Here is a 14,713-nt window from a genome sequence, read left to right as displayed (position 1 = left end):
CTAGTTGATACAAAAGTATATTTTACACATCCATATTCATCATGGGAAAGAGGTACCAATGAACGTCATAATGGTCTCATAAGACGTTTTATACCTAAAGGTAGAAGTATAAGTGAATTCTCCATTGAAGCCATTGGTAGAATTCAAAATTGGTGTAACACTTTGCCAAGAAAAATATTAGGATACCTAACCCCTGATGAATCTTTTGAGGATCAACTAAGAGAAATTCTATATGACTAAAATACCAAATTATTACAGTTTGAGATTAGTTCAATTTAATATTGCAATTTAGGGATTAATTAATATTATATATATGAAGTTATAATTTAATAGGAGGAATAGAGGATGATAAAATGCTTACAAATTTAAGACAAGTACTAACTTTTTATGATAAATTATTGATTATTTCAATTATCTTAATTACATTAGTAGGCATTGGTATTTCAATTTTTTATTTTAATAATGATGGAGCTGAATATATTGTTATTGAATATAATGATGAGATAGTACACAAAATTAGATTAGTATCAGGACTAGAAAAGAAGGTTACTCTACCATTATCTTCTGGAAAAGCAGAGGTAGTTATTGATGAAGGTAAAGTAAGAATGTTAGAGATGCCTAACGAAATATGTCCATTAGGAATCTGTTCAGATACAGGATGGATTAGTAATGTTGGTGATATGATTGTATGTATGCCAAATAAAATAATAATTACTATTGAGAAAACAGGAGTTAGTAGTCAACCGGATGCAATTACCTATTAATATGAAATGGTGGTGATAAAAAGTGGACGTTGATGTGATAGTAGTAGGAGCAGGTCCGGCAGGAGCATTTACTGCTTATAATTTAGCCCAAGCTAATTTAAATGTACTATTACTAGATAAGGAAAGATTACCTAGGTATAAGTCATGTGGAGGTGCGGTTTCGTTAAAGGTACAGGAAATTTTAACAGATTTTAAGATAAATAACGTAATTGAGGATGAAATCACTAAAGTAGTTTTTAGTCATAATTTTCAGCAACCGATAAATATAGATTTTTTAAAGCCTTTTACTTACATGGTAATGAGAGATAAATTAGATGATTTTTTAGTTAAAAAGGCTCAAAATTTGGGTGTTAAGGTAATAGATAATAATAAAGTAGTAGAAGTGATTCAAAATAAAAATCAAGTACAAGTAAATACAAATACAGATAGTTTTACTGCTCAATTGATTGTAGGTGCTGATGGGGCTAAAAGTGTTGTGGCTAGTGATTTAGGATTAATGACAGATTTGGAGTATGGTGTTGCTTATGAGAAAGAATTAAAGGTTTCAGAAAGAAGATTGAATAGTCAACGTGGAATTATTCATTTAGATTATGGAATTGTTTCTAATGGTTATGTTTGGGTTTTTCCTAAAGCTGAACATTTATCAGTAGGAGTTGGAACTTATGCTCAAGGAATAGATTTAAAAGGGAAATTAAACGATTATTTAGTTAGTGAAAGATTGATTGATTCTGATGTATTACAAGCTAAAGGTCATTTATTACCTATTGGTGGGGATAAACACAAATTGAATAATCAGCGAGGATTAGTAGTTGGTGATGCAGCTGGTTTAGTTGATCCACTGTCAGGAGAAGGGATATTTTATGCTTTAAAAAGTGCTCAGTTGGCTAGTAAAACAATAGTTAACACATTATCAAAAGCAGGATCTTTAGATAGATATACTGAATTAGTTAATCAAGAAATATTACCTGAATTTAAAAAAGCCCGATTGATTGGTAAGATATTTTTTCCATTTTCAAAAACAATTCACAAGCTTTTTAATAAAAAAGAATGGATTCTAAAGCAGCTATTAACTGTAATTTATGGTGGAAAAAGTTATTCAGATTTATATAATACTTTTCGATCAGAGATACCTTTTTTAAGGTTTAAGGTTTAATAAAATAAGTAGGGCTTAGGAGAATTCTCCTAAGCCCTACTTATTTAAGTAACTAATATTATGTTAAGTATGTTGTTATACTAACTTATTAGCTCAGATATAAATTATGCAGATTTGTTATTTTCTTCTTGCATATTTTCTAGGCATTCTGAACAGATAGTTTTCTTTTTAAAGTCGATAGTATTTTCTGCATTACCACAAAAGATACAAGCTGGCTCATACTTTTTAAAGATAATTTTATCATTATCTACATAAATTTCTAAAGCATCTTTAGTTTCAATTCCTAAAGTTCTTCTTAATTCAACAGGAATCACCATTCTCCCTAAATCATCAACTTTTCTTACAATACCGGTTGATTTCATTCTTTTGTCCCTCCTTTTACATAATTCGACAAGATTTCTAATATAATTATACAAATAATTGAAAGCGTTGTCAAGGATATTACCAAAAATTTTCAAGATAATTTTGTAATTGTTTTCATTAAATTGTTTATGAGTGATTAAGAAAAGTGAGATTCAATAGTCGACAATATAACTATTAATTAATTTTCTTTTTAAATGTATTATTAAACTAGTAATTGATAGATTTATTCTAATTTTTTGAATTGTTTTAAAACAGTTAACTTATTTAACTTATTAAGGATTAAAATTACAACTATAAATTAAATTTTAGATAAAACTTGACAAACTGTCATAAATGTTATATTATTTATAACGAAATTAAGGTGTTAGAGTGAGAAATTGAGAGCAAATAGGTAAAAAATGATATTAATTTAACTAAAAGCTATTATTTGAATCTTTGGAATAGAAGTTTATTTTATTTCAAAGATTTTTTTATTGTATAACAAAAAAGTTAATTAGAATTAGATTACATATAGATTAAGAGGAGGGGATATTTTAGGTTAGAGAAGGGAATATTTATAATAGTGATGATTGATTAAGAAGGTAAATTATTTTATCTATTTGAATAATTTCAGGGAGGTATTAATAAATTAATGATGAAAAGGAAAAGTGTATTATTACTTATTAGTTTAACTTTGGTACTTACTTTAGTAGTAGGATGTAGTGGACAACCTGATTCTAAACAACAAACTAATCAGGAGTCAACACAGAAGAAAGAGGTTACATTTGGTTATGTGAATTGGCCTGGTGTTACTGTTAAGACAGAAGTGGCTAAGCAGGTGTTAGAGTCTTTAGATTATGAAGTAGAGAAAAAGGCGTTGACACAAACTGTTATATTTGAAGGTATGAAAAATGATGAGATAGATGCTTTTTTAGGTAATTGGTTACCTACTATGAAGGTTAACTTTAAGCCTTATCAGGAGAAAGGTATAGTAGAAAATGTAGCAGTTAATCTGGAAGAAGCTCTTTATCAGACTGCTGTTCCAAAGTATGTTTGGGAAGCTGGAGTAAAATCTATGGCTGATTTGCATAAGTATGCTGATAAATTCGATCATAGAGTAGTTGGCCTCGAGCCTGGAAATGATGGAAACCAAATCATTATAAATGCTATAGAAAATAACACTTATAAATTAAAAGATTGGGAGTTAGTAAGTGGAAGTACAGCAGCTATGTTATCAGCTGTAGGTAAGGCTACTAAAACTAAAGAATGGATTGCATTTCATGGTTGGAAACCTCATTGGATGAATATTAAATATGATCTTAAGTATTTAAAAGATCCTGAAGGAATTTGGGGTGACAATGACAGAGTTTATTCTGCTGCTCGGCCAGAACTTAAAGAAGGAATGCCTAATTTCTATAAGTTTTTAGAGCAATTTAAAGTTAATGCTCAAATTCAAAGTAAATGGATCTTAGAATATCAAAAGAAAGGTCGACCTGCAGAAAAGGTTGCCCAAGAATGGATTAAGAATAATTTAGATTTAGTTAAAGAATGGGTAGAAGGTATGGAGACAGTAGATGGAAATAATGCAGTAGAGACTATAGAGCAACAATTTAAATAATAATTGAATAGGATATTCAACGACATTCCAAATTTGGAATGTCGTTGAATTTCTTTTTATTGATCTTTTATTTAACAAAGGAGGTAAGAAAAGTTAATGTCTTTAGTTAATATTTTAACTACTAAAATTCCTTTAGGTGACTGGATAGAAGCTTTAGTAGATTTTATTATTATTAATTTTAATGGTCCATTAGACATTTTTTCAGAAGTTATTAGTTCTATGATTAATGGGTTTGAATTTGTTTTATCTTTTGGTCATCCGTTGATATTAATTAGTATTTTTGCTCTAATAGCTTGGAAGCTTAAAGGTAAAAATTTGGCAATCTTTGTAGTTTTAGGTTTGATGTTAGTTTTAAATCTTAGAATGTGGGATCCTTTAATAACGACTATGTCTTCAATAGTAACTTCAGTATTGGTTTGTTTAGTACTTGGTATTCCTATTGGAATACTTAAGGCTCATAATCGGATGTTAGATTTAATTACTAGGCCTATTTTAGACTTTATGCAAACAATCCCTCCGTTTGTTTATTTAATCCCAGCATTAATGTTTTTTGGGTTAGGGAATGTTTCTGGAGTTATAGCTACAGTTGTCTTTGCAATTGCGCCGCCAATTCGTTTAACTTATTTAGGAATTAAACAAGTATCTGATGAATTGAAAGAAGCCGGAAGAGCGTATGGATGTAACTTCTGGCAGATGTTGTATAAGGTAGAATTACCTTTAGCTTTACCATCAATTATGATGGGGATTAATCAATGTATTATGCTTTCATTATCTATGGTAGTAATTGCTGCTATGATTGGTGTTGGTGGTTTAGGAAAGCCTGTATTGCGATCGTTATCAACAGTTGATGTTGGTTTAGGATTTGAAGCTGGTTTGGGTGTAGTCATCTTAGCTATGGTATTAGATCGGATTTTTGGAAGAGAGTAAATAATGAATCTTATTTAATATAGATATTGAATAGTAAATTAGATAGGAGGTTGAGTCAATGGAAAAGATGGTAATTAATAATATTTCAAAGATATTTGGAGACACTCCTCAAAAAGGTCTTGAATTACTTAAAGACGGTTATTCAAAAGATGAAGTATTAGAAAAGGCAGGACTGACAGTAGGAGTTAATAATACTAGTTTTAAGGTTAAGTCGGAAGAAATATTTGTGATTATGGGTTTGTCTGGTAGCGGGAAATCTACCTTATTAAGATGTTTAAATAGATTAATTGAACCTACAGAGGGTGAAATAAAGATAGATGGTACGGATTTAATGAATTTAGACAAACAAGAGTTATTAGAATTTAGAAAAGATAAATTTGGAATGGTTTTTCAAAACTTTGGTCTCTTTCCCCATAAAACTGTTTTAGAGAATACGGAATTTGGTTTAGAAGTTCAGGGTGTTTCTAAAGAAAAAAGAAGAGAAAAATCTAAAGAAGCATTAGAATTAGTTGGTTTAGCTGGTTGGGAAGATCAGAAACCTGATCAATTAAGTGGAGGGATGCAGCAAAGAGTTGGATTAGCTAGAGCATTGGCTGTTGATCCAGATATTCTATTAATGGATGAGCCGTTTAGTGCCTTAGATCCATTAATTAAAAAGGATATGCAAGATCAGTTATTAGATTTATATGAGGACTTAAATAAGACTATTTTATTTATTACTCATGATCTAGATGAAGCATTAAAATTAGGTGATCGGATTGCTATTATGAAAGATGGAGAAATAGTTCAATTAGGAACTCCAGAAGAAATTTTAACAAATGCTGAAAATGATTATGTAAGAGATTTTGTACAAGATGTTAATCGTTCACGTATTTTAGCAGCTGAAGATATTATGACAAAACCTTTATCTTTACAGTATGAACAAGATGGGCCACGGACTGCTATGCATAAGATGAAGAAGAATGAAATTTCTAGTATCTTTGTAGTAGGAAAAGGACGTCAATATAAAGGAGTAATCAAAATTGAAGATGTTGTAGAGGCTATTAAACAAGATCAGAAGGATTTATCAGGTTTAATACAAGAAACTCCAATAGCAGATCCAGATGAGAATTTAGATGAATTATTTGCTGATATTGCTGATTTGAATATACCATTACCAGTAGTTAATGATAATGGCAAGCTATTAGGTATTATTGTTAAAAGTATTGTTTTAGCTAATTTAGCTAAAGAGGGTATTTAGTATTAGGACTAGTAGATATCCGATAGTAGATTTTTAAATTTCAAAGTCAATTATTTATTAAGAAATTAAGTTTTTTTATTCAAATAAATTCAAGGAGGTATTAATAAATTGATGTTAAGAAAAAAAAGTGTATTATTACTTATTACTATAGCGTTGGTACTTACTTTAGTAGTAGGATGTAGTGGACAACCGGATTCTACACAGCAAACTAATCAAAATAAAGAAGTTATTAATTTTGGTTATGTAGAGTGGCCAGGAGTTACAGTGAAAACTCATGTAGTTAACAAAATCGCTCAATATTTAGGATATAAGACTAAGCTAACTTCAGCAATGAAACCAACTATTTTAAAGGGGATGGAACAAGGAGATATTGATGTTTTCCTTGGGCTCTGGTTACCACAAATGATAAATGATTATCAACCTTATAAAGAAAAGGGAACTGTAAAACCTGTAAGAGTTAATCTAGATGAAGTAGTTTGGAAGACTGCTGTTCCTGAATATGTTTGGGAAGCTGGAGTAAAATCTATGGCTGATTTACATAAATATGCTAACAAATTTGATCATAAATGGTATGGACTAGAGCCTGGAAGCTCTGGGAATGCTATTATGAAAAAAGCTATAAAAAATAATATTTATGGCCTAAAAGATTGGAACGTAGTAGTCAGCAGTTCTCAAGCAATGATGTCAGCAGTTAAAAAACATATTAGGGATAAAGAATGGATTGCTTGGAGTGCTTGGAAACCACACTGGATGAATATAGTATATGATATTAAATATTTAAAAGATCCAAAAAGAATTTGGAGTAAAGACGGTAGTGACAAAAGTGTTTTAACTATTACCCGAAAAGGATTCAAAGATGACGCACCTAACTTTTATAAATTATTAAAGCAGTTTAAAATAAGCTCTAAGATTCAAAGTAAGTGGATATTAGAGTACGGTAAAAAGAAGCGTGATCCAGAAAAAATTGCTGAAGAATGGATTAAAAATAATTTAGATTTAGTTACAAAATGGGTAGCAGGTATGAAGACAGTAGATGAGAAAGATGCAGTAAAAGTTATAGAACAGAAATTCAAATAATAATTGAAATATGATTTTAAACGACATTCCAAACATTTGGAATGTCGTTTAATTTGTTTTATCTTATATTCATTGCTCTTGACATTTTTAGTTAAATATTATATTATAAATAAATGAGGGTGTAGTTAAGTTTTATTAATAGTGTAATGGTGGCATAGCCAAGCGGTAAGGCAGGGGACTGCAAATCCCTTATTCTCTGGTTCAAATCCAGATGCCACCTCCAATTCAATTAATCTTATAGATAACATTTCTTTCATAGGTTTCATTTCCTAACAACAGGATTTGATTACACCTATGTTTTTTCATGCAAAATTTTAATATATTGATTCATCATTTCTTAAAAAAAGCTAGGGATATCCCTAGCTTTTTTTATTTTATTATTTTTTAAGAAAAATACAGGAATTTTGCCTAATGATATCTAAATTATAATCATGGTTACAAAATAATCATGATTATGAAATAACAGGTCTTCATTATTAGAATATTTAATTATCAGAACATTTATAAGCATGACAAAATTAAGAGTTGATAAATTTATTTTCAATAAGGGGGAATACAAATGGGAACACCTATGGAAAAATTAAGAGAAATGAGAAGTAGTGAAATGGCTTGGCACTTAGATAAAAGAATCAATTCAAATCAAAGCGTTGATTCTAAGACTGTATGTTCTATCGATAAAGAGAAAGAACTATTTGATGAAGTAAAGTATGGTAACAAAGATAAGGTCTGTTTACTATTAGATGAGATATTTAATGATATGTTAAGTAGTGGCTTGAAAGAGAAGTTAATTGAAACTAGGTGTTTAGAAATTGCTATTATGTCATCAAGGACTGCTATTGAAGGAGGGGTAAGTTTAGAAGCAACATTACATTTAAATGATCAATTGATAAAAGAAATTAATAGACCTATTAATTTAAAGAAGAAATTTGAATTAACAAAGAGTTTTATTAATAGATATATAAATTTACTTCATAAAAAAAATAAGTTACATAAACCAGAAATAATTCAAAAGGTGAAAGAATTTATAAATTATAATTATGCAGATAAACTATCTTTAGATCAGATTGCTAATCATATTTATTTAAGCACTTCTTATTTAAGTAAGATTTTTAAAGAAGGAACTGGAAAAACAGTTATAGAGCATTTAACTAAAGTGCGCTTACGAGAAGCTAAAAGATTACTTAGAGAGACAGAGAAGCCATTAAAGAAGATTGCTAAATGGACAGGATACTATGATGCTAGTTACTTTAGTAAAGTCTTCAAGAAAAAGATAGGTGTTACTCCGGGGCAATATAGGATAAATGATCATAGAAGTAATTGGTAAATTTAACATTAAATAATGAGTTTATATTTTTATCCTAGATTTTAAGTTAAAATCTAGGATTTTATTTTTTCAAAGATTAGATTACATTATTATTTACAAAAAAATAACTAAAAAATAATATATTACAATTAATAATTGAAATTATACATTGGTTAATTTTATCTTATATTATATAATTTAACTAGATAGTAGTTTAGTTATACTTAATTAATAACCCCTTAACAATATTGATAGTTTTATCACTTTTTAAAGTAATTTGTAAAAATGCAGGAAAATTATTTATAAATAATGAATAATATAGTTAAGACTTAATATATACTTAATTGAACACTTCCAAAAATATCAAATTAAGTATAATTTAATATTAGAAATTAACTATTTATAAATGAAGGGGTTTTATAATGATAGGAAAAAAAATAAGAGATATTAGAAAGAAAAAAGGACTTAGCTTAAAAGACTTAGCTGAGAAGACGGAATTTTCCTCAAGTTATATTAGTCAATTAGAAAGGGATTTAATTGATCCTTCTATTAATTCGTTAAGGAAGATTGCAGATGCTTTAGGAGTTAGAAGTTTTCAATTATTGATGACAGAGCATGATACAGGAAGTGTAGTGAGCAAGGAGGAAAGAGATATTGCTTCTTTTCCACATAATAATTTAATTTATGAAATTATGTTCTTAGATCCTACTAAGAAGATGGGTATAATGTATGGAAAATTAAAGTCAGGTAAAGCCAATGCTGATGAATTGTTACCTCATAAAGGGGAAGAAGCTATAATAGTTGATAAAGGAGAGCTATGTATAGAGCATCCCGATCAAGATTATTACTTAAAAGAAGGAGATAGCATTTACTATGATAGTACTGTTCCTCATAGGTTAGTCAATAAAGGTAATGAAGAATGTTGCTTTTATGTTTCTATAGTCCCACCAATATATAATATTTAAAGATTAATTTACTATTAATAATCAGAAAATTTGCAATTGTGTCGAAATAAGTCGAACAAAATTGTTAGCAATGAAAATTATTAATTGAAAGGAGTGGTACCATTAAATAAAATTTATATTAATTATACTTTAAAGTACTAAAAAGTACTAAACTATAAGGAGGGGTAAGATGCCATATCAAGGTGGGTTACTTAAATTTTTAAATGAAGAACAGAAAGAGAAAGTTCATCAAAAGACATTAGATATCCTAAGAGAAATAGGAGTTAGAGTAGAGAATAAGAAAGCTTTAGAATTATTTGATGAAAAAGGAGCAGAGGTAGATTTTGATGAGGAGATTGTTAGACTTCCTAATAGTATGGTAGAGGAAGCGATAGATTCTGCACCATCTAAAGTGATTCTATATGGAAGAGAAGATAAACATAATATAGAATTAGGTGGGACTAATGTATATTTAGGAACTGGTGGTACTGCAGTTAATGTATTAGATATAGATACTGGTGAAAGAAGAAGAGCTACTTCAAAGGATGTAGTAAATACAGCTAAATTAGTTCAAAGTTTAGATAATATTGATTTCTTTGTAGTACCTGTTTTTCCAGATGATGCTGGAAAAGAAGGGGCAGATGAAGCTAGATTCTTTAATGCAATGAAGAATACTACTAAACATATTATGGGTGGTATTTATACTTTAGAAGGTCAAAAGAAAGTAATAGATGCTGCTGTTAGGATTGCAGGGTCTGAAGAGGCATTAAAAGAAAAACCATTCATCTCATTTATAGCTAATATCATGAGTCCATTAACTATGGAAAGAGATTATACAGATTATTTTAGATATGCTGTAGAAAGAGGAGTGCCAGTTGTAGGTCCTCCGGCACCAATTGCTGGAGCAACTAGTCCTATTGCTCTTCCAGGCACTATAGTTCAAACTAATGCTGAAGCTTTATTTATGGTAATCTTCAGTCAGATAATTGAGCCTGGTGCTAAAACATTATATTCAGTAGTACCAACGACTATGGATATGAAAAGTTCTGACTTTAGATTTAGTTCTATTGAAATGGGTATGATGAATTCTGCTTGTGCAGAAATGGCGCAATATTATGATTTACCTATTTATAATACTGCAGGAGTGTCGGATTCTAAGGTTCCTGATATTCAAGCAGGATATGAAAAGATGTCGAATATTTTACTAGCAGCTTTATCTGGTGCTAATTATATTCATGATGCAGCTGGATTATTGAATACTGGAATGAGTGTTGCTTATGAGCAATATGTAATAGATAATCAAATGTTAGGAATGGCTAAGAGAGTTTTAAGAGGGTTAGAATTTAGTGAAGATAGATTAGCTTATGATGAAATTAAAGAAGTAGGACCAGGTGGGAACTTCTTAACGCAGGCAAGTACTCTCCAATATATGCGTACTGAATTTTTTGATGATGCTTTATATGATGCTACTGATTGGGAAGATTGGGTTAAAGATGGTGGTCCAGATGCTCGAGAAAGAGCTAAGGATATTGCTAGAGAAATCATAGCCCAAGATAGCGAATCATTAGTAGATGAAGAACTGCTTAAGGGTTAAGTGATTGAGTGAATGAAGTATGTAGAAAGATTATAAATAGTGGATGTAAATAAATTCAAATATTAAAATTAATATAAATAGGGGGAATCATTAAAATGAGTAAATTTGAAGAGATAGCAGAGGCAGTAATTGAGGGAAGTGTTGATGAAGTAGCTGATTTAGCTCAAGGACTTGTTGATGGTGGGGCAGAACCAGGTGAAATCATTAAGCAAGGATTAGTTGAAGGTATGGATGTTGTGGGAGCAAGATTTAAAAAGAATGAAATGTTTGTACCAGAAGTACTAATATCTGCTAAGGCTATGCATGCAGGAATGGATATAGTAAAACCACTTTTAGCTGATGAAGATGAATCTTCTGCAGGAACAGTAATAATTGGTACTGTTGAAGGTGACTTACATGATATAGGTAAGAACTTAGTAGCTATGATGTTAGAAGGAGCAGGATTTGAAGTGGTAGATTTAGGTGTAGATATACCAGCAGATAAATTTGTGGAAGCTGTTAAAGAGCATCAACCTGAGGTAGTAGGTATGTCAGCTTTATTAACTACTACTATGCCAGCTATGGAAGAGACTATTGCAGCATTAGAGGAAGCTGGAATCAGAGACCAAGTTAAGATTATGGTAGGAGGAGCTCCAGTAACTGAAGAATTTAGTAATGAAATTGGTGCTGACGCATATGCTCCAGACGGAAGTACATCTACAGACTTAGCTCGAGAGTTTGTTCAATAAGCAGTAGACAGTGTCACTAACAACTAACAACCAACACCTAACAACTAAAATAAAAAGGAGGCGTATAGATGATAGTAATTGGTGAGTTAATTAATACCAGTAGAGATGAGGTAGAACCGGCTGTAAAAGAGCGAGATGCAGAGTTTATTCAAAAATTAGCTAAAGAACAAGAAGAAGCAGGTGCTGATTATATTGATGTTAACTGTGGAACATTGATTAAAGAAGAGCCTGAAGCTTTAGAATGGTTAGTTACTACTGTGCAAGAAGTTGTAGATGTACCGCTTTGTATCGATAGTCCTAATCCAGAGGCATTAAAGCGAGGGTTAGAAGCTCATGAAGGTAAAGCATTAGTTAATTCTATTACTGGCGAAGGTGATAGATATGATGAAATTTTACCAATGATCCAAGAACATGATGCAGCAGTAGTTGCTTTAGTTATGGATGATAGCGGTATGCCAAACGATGCTGATGATAGAATTAGAGTTGCTTCTGAACTAATCGACAATTTAACAGCAGATGGTATTGCTTTAGATGATATCTATGTTGACCCTATTATTCAACCGATTGGAACTGATGATGGAATGGGAATGCATATTTTAAATGCTATTGATGAAATTACAAATAAGTATGAAGGGGTGCATATTACTTGTGGTTTAAGTAATATTTCCCATGGGTTACCTAAGCGGCAGTTATTGAATCAAGCGTATTTGGTATTAGCTATGAGTAGAGGTTTAGATAGTGCAATTATGGATCCATTAGATGATAAGATTATGTCATTAGCTACGGCATCTGATACTCTTTTAGGTAATGATACTTATTGTGCTAACTATATTAAGGCAGCTAAAAGTGATAAGTTAACTATTTAATTCAAATGTTAGCTTTTAAAAAGAGGGGTATATACCTCTCTTTTTGCCATTCTTAGTTTAGTAATCATTATCATTAAGTAATAATAGTTAGGATATAATCTGTAAAACAAAATTGTATTTTTATTATTTGAATGTTATTAGGCAGTTTATCAAAGGAGAGATAGGGATGAGGGTTGTTCTAGGGATAGATACAGGCGGTACATATACTGATGCAGTTATCTATGATAGAGAACAAGATGAATTGATAGATAAGAATAAAGCTTTAACAACACATTACAATCTAACAGAAGGTATAAATAATTGTATTGGAGGATTGAAGCAAGAGTGGTTTGAGAGAATAGAGATAGTATCATTATCTACTACATTGGCTACTAATGCTATTGTAGAAAGTAATGGTGCTAGAGTAGGATTGCTTTTGTTAGGATATGACCAAGAACTAATAGAACAGTTTAAATTAGATGAAAAGATTCCAGCTGAAAGAATAGGGATAGTTGCAGGTAGGTTTAACATTAAAGGCAAAGAGGTTGAAGCTTTAAATATAGATAGAATTAAGGAATTGGGATTAGCTTGGAAAGATAAAGTTGATGTATTAGCTGTATCAGGATATATGAGTGTTCGCAATCCAGCACATGAAATAGAAGCTAAAAAGATTCTTGGAAAACTTACTAATTTACCTGTAGTATGTGGACATATTTTAACTAATAAATTGAATTCTATTAAACGAGCAACTACTGTTGTATTAAATGCTAGTTTGATTCCAATTATTAAAGATTTAAATGATAAAACTAAGAAAGCTTTGCAAGCTAAAGGAATAGAGGCACCATTGTTGGTGGTGAAAGGTGATGGCTCATTATTAAAAGATAAAGTAATACTAAAAAGGCCTATAGAGACTATCTTATCAGGGCCAGCTGCTAGTACTATTGGGGCTAAAAAATTAGCTGAAGTTGAAGATGGGATAATTGTAGATATGGGTGGAACGACTACTGATATATGTTTAATTGAGGATGGTCGTCCTAAACTTGACCCGACTGGTGCAGTAATAGAGGGATGGTCAAGTAGTATAGAAGCTATTAAATTTAAAACTAGCGGTTTAGGAGGAGACAGTCGAATTTTCTTCAATCAAGAAAGGAAGTTAGATGTTGGTCCTAAAAGGGTGATACCATATTCCGTAGCAGCAACTAAGGATGATGGAGTTTTAATAGAATTAGAAAAAATGAATCGAAGAAAAGTAGATTCACAACAAAGAGAGTTTTTAATATTAAATCGTATTCCAGATAATATTAGTTTCAGTAAAGAAGAAAAGAGATTAATAAAATTATTAGAAGGTGGCCCTAAATCTTTAAGACAGATTACTAATGAATTAGACATAATTAGTAATAAGTTTTTAAAAGTAAAAAGTTTAGAAAGATTAGAGGTTATTAAAAGAATTGGTTTGACCCCAACAGATATTTTGCATGTTTTAAATAAATACGATAAATGGAATAATGAAGCGGCAGAATTAGGTTTTAATATTTTAGTTGATGAAATGTTAACAGATGGGGATGCATTAGCAGTACAGATAACAGATGATGTAATTAAAAAGAGTGCTAAAGAGATTGCTAATTATTTAATCACTCAAGAATATGATAACTATGAAGATGACAAATGTGAAATATGTGAATCACTTTTAAATCTTTCGATAAATAATATTTCTAATAACTTTAATTGGGATTTTAAACCTAAATTACCGATTATAGCTATAGGAGCTCCGGCTCAAGCTTATCTCAAAGATTTAGATAGATATCTTCATACAGATGTGATTTTACCACAAAACTATGAAGTAGCCAATGCGATTGGAGCAGCAGTAGGTAGTATATTAATTGAAGAAGAAATACTAATTAAGCCAAATCCTATGCAAGGGAATCATATTATGCATCATACTACAGGAAAAGAAGAATTTATTGAATTAGATGAAGCTATTACTTATGCTAAAGATTTAGGAAAAAGAATTGCAATTAATAAGGTTAAAGAGGCTGGAGCTATAGATTGGGAAGTGGATTTAGAAGTTGAGAAGAAAGAAATAGGACTTAATTCAAAATTTAGTGGTACTCTGTTAGAGGTTAAAGTTATAATTACTGTAATTGGTTCTCCTTATGTAAGAAACTAGGTTAAGTTATA

At 30.5% G+C, this 14,713-nt stretch carries 14 protein-coding genes and 1 tRNA gene; 14 read left to right on the top strand and 1 reads right to left on the bottom strand.

What is annotated here, in order from left to right:
* The 3 genes from B5D41_RS07720 to B5D41_RS07710 all read left to right on the top strand — a co-directional run.
* A partial coding sequence (locus tag B5D41_RS07720) for an IS30 family transposase (protein WP_143555667.1) occupies positions 1-240 on the top strand: 240 nt, incomplete at its 5' end.
* 113 nt (positions 241-353) lie between these two features.
* Positions 354-764, top strand: coding sequence for a NusG domain II-containing protein (locus B5D41_RS07715; protein ID WP_078810055.1), 411 nt, complete (start codon positions 354-356; stop codon positions 762-764).
* A gap of 22 nt (positions 765-786) precedes the next feature.
* Complete coding sequence (locus B5D41_RS07710; RefSeq protein WP_078810054.1) at positions 787-1,917, top strand: geranylgeranyl reductase family protein; 1,131 nt, start codon at positions 787-789, stop codon at positions 1,915-1,917.
* A 104-nt stretch (positions 1,918-2,021) separates the two neighbouring features.
* Here the strand turns inward: B5D41_RS07710 and B5D41_RS07705 are convergent, their stop codons facing one another.
* Entirely contained in the window at positions 2,022-2,279 is a 258-nt protein-coding gene (locus B5D41_RS07705) for an AbrB/MazE/SpoVT family DNA-binding domain-containing protein (protein WP_078810053.1), read from the bottom strand.
* 632 nt (positions 2,280-2,911) lie between these two features.
* Between B5D41_RS07705 and B5D41_RS07700 the strand changes: the two genes are divergently transcribed.
* The 11 genes from B5D41_RS07700 (at position 2,912) to B5D41_RS07650 (ending at position 14,702) form a co-directional block, all read left to right on the top strand.
* Entirely contained in the window at positions 2,912-3,877 is a 966-nt protein-coding gene (locus B5D41_RS07700; protein WP_078810052.1) for an ABC transporter substrate-binding protein, read from the top strand.
* Positions 3,878-3,973: 96 nt separating this feature from the next.
* On the top strand, positions 3,974-4,804 hold the full coding sequence (locus tag B5D41_RS07695) for an ABC transporter permease (RefSeq protein ID WP_078810051.1): 831 nt from the start codon (positions 3,974-3,976) through the stop codon (positions 4,802-4,804).
* Positions 4,805-4,862: 58 nt separating this feature from the next.
* A complete protein-coding gene (locus tag B5D41_RS07690) occupies positions 4,863-6,044 on the top strand; it encodes a quaternary amine ABC transporter ATP-binding protein (protein WP_078810050.1) in 1,182 nt (393 codons plus the stop codon).
* Between the two features lie 111 nt (positions 6,045-6,155).
* Entirely contained in the window at positions 6,156-7,121 is a 966-nt protein-coding gene (locus tag B5D41_RS07685; RefSeq protein WP_078810049.1) for an ABC transporter substrate-binding protein, read from the top strand.
* A gap of 148 nt (positions 7,122-7,269) precedes the next feature.
* A tRNA-Cys gene (locus B5D41_RS07680) sits at positions 7,270-7,344 on the top strand.
* A 336-nt stretch (positions 7,345-7,680) separates the two neighbouring features.
* Complete coding sequence (locus tag B5D41_RS07675) at positions 7,681-8,445, top strand: AraC family transcriptional regulator (protein WP_078810048.1); 765 nt, start codon at positions 7,681-7,683, stop codon at positions 8,443-8,445.
* A 401-nt stretch (positions 8,446-8,846) separates the two neighbouring features.
* A complete protein-coding gene (locus tag B5D41_RS07670; RefSeq protein ID WP_078810047.1) occupies positions 8,847-9,389 on the top strand; it encodes a helix-turn-helix domain-containing protein in 543 nt (180 codons plus the stop codon).
* A 169-nt stretch (positions 9,390-9,558) separates the two neighbouring features.
* Positions 9,559-10,962: a trimethylamine methyltransferase family protein gene (locus tag B5D41_RS07665; protein ID WP_078810046.1), complete on the top strand. Its 1,404-nt coding sequence runs from the start codon at positions 9,559-9,561 to the stop codon at positions 10,960-10,962.
* Positions 10,963-11,057: 95 nt separating this feature from the next.
* Positions 11,058-11,690 carry a corrinoid protein gene (locus B5D41_RS07660; protein WP_078810045.1) on the top strand — a complete coding sequence of 211 codons (633 nt, stop codon included), beginning with the start codon at positions 11,058-11,060 and terminating at the stop codon, positions 11,688-11,690.
* Positions 11,691-11,758: 68 nt separating this feature from the next.
* Positions 11,759-12,556, top strand: a complete 798-nt coding sequence (locus B5D41_RS07655) for a methyltetrahydrofolate cobalamin methyltransferase (RefSeq protein WP_078810044.1) — start codon at positions 11,759-11,761, stop codon at positions 12,554-12,556.
* A 166-nt stretch (positions 12,557-12,722) separates the two neighbouring features.
* Positions 12,723-14,702: a hydantoinase/oxoprolinase family protein gene (locus tag B5D41_RS07650; RefSeq protein WP_078810043.1), complete on the top strand. Its 1,980-nt coding sequence runs from the start codon at positions 12,723-12,725 to the stop codon at positions 14,700-14,702.
* Positions 14,703-14,713: the final 11 nt, after the last annotated feature.

It is taken from the genome of Selenihalanaerobacter shriftii, assembly GCF_900167185.1.
GTDB lineage: Bacteria > Bacillota > Halanaerobiia > Halobacteroidales > Acetohalobiaceae > Selenihalanaerobacter > Selenihalanaerobacter shriftii.
Note: the sequence above shows the minus strand (reverse complement) of the source record. Positions and strands in the feature narration are given on the sequence as shown.

Coding starts and splice junctions, on each gene's coding strand:
- B5D41_RS07670 (WP_078810047.1), top strand. CDS start 8,847: ATGATAGGAAAAAAAATAAGAGATATTAGAAAGAAAAAAGGACTTAGC.
- B5D41_RS07660 (WP_078810045.1), top strand. CDS start 11,058: ATGAGTAAATTTGAAGAGATAGCAGAGGCAGTAATTGAGGGAAGTGTT.
- B5D41_RS07700 (WP_078810052.1), top strand. CDS start 2,912: ATGATGAAAAGGAAAAGTGTATTATTACTTATTAGTTTAACTTTGGTA.
- B5D41_RS07685 (WP_078810049.1), top strand. CDS start 6,156: ATGTTAAGAAAAAAAAGTGTATTATTACTTATTACTATAGCGTTGGTA.
- B5D41_RS07650 (WP_078810043.1), top strand. CDS start 12,723: ATGAGGGTTGTTCTAGGGATAGATACAGGCGGTACATATACTGATGCA.
- B5D41_RS07665 (WP_078810046.1), top strand. CDS start 9,559: ATGCCATATCAAGGTGGGTTACTTAAATTTTTAAATGAAGAACAGAAA.
- B5D41_RS07675 (WP_078810048.1), top strand. CDS start 7,681: ATGGGAACACCTATGGAAAAATTAAGAGAAATGAGAAGTAGTGAAATG.
- B5D41_RS07690 (WP_078810050.1), top strand. CDS start 4,863: ATGGAAAAGATGGTAATTAATAATATTTCAAAGATATTTGGAGACACT.
- B5D41_RS07695 (WP_078810051.1), top strand. CDS start 3,974: ATGTCTTTAGTTAATATTTTAACTACTAAAATTCCTTTAGGTGACTGG.
- B5D41_RS07655 (WP_078810044.1), top strand. CDS start 11,759: ATGATAGTAATTGGTGAGTTAATTAATACCAGTAGAGATGAGGTAGAA.
- B5D41_RS07715 (WP_078810055.1), top strand. CDS start 354: ATGCTTACAAATTTAAGACAAGTACTAACTTTTTATGATAAATTATTG.
- B5D41_RS07705 (WP_078810053.1), bottom strand. CDS start 2,279: ATGAAATCAACCGGTATTGTAAGAAAAGTTGATGATTTAGGGAGAATG.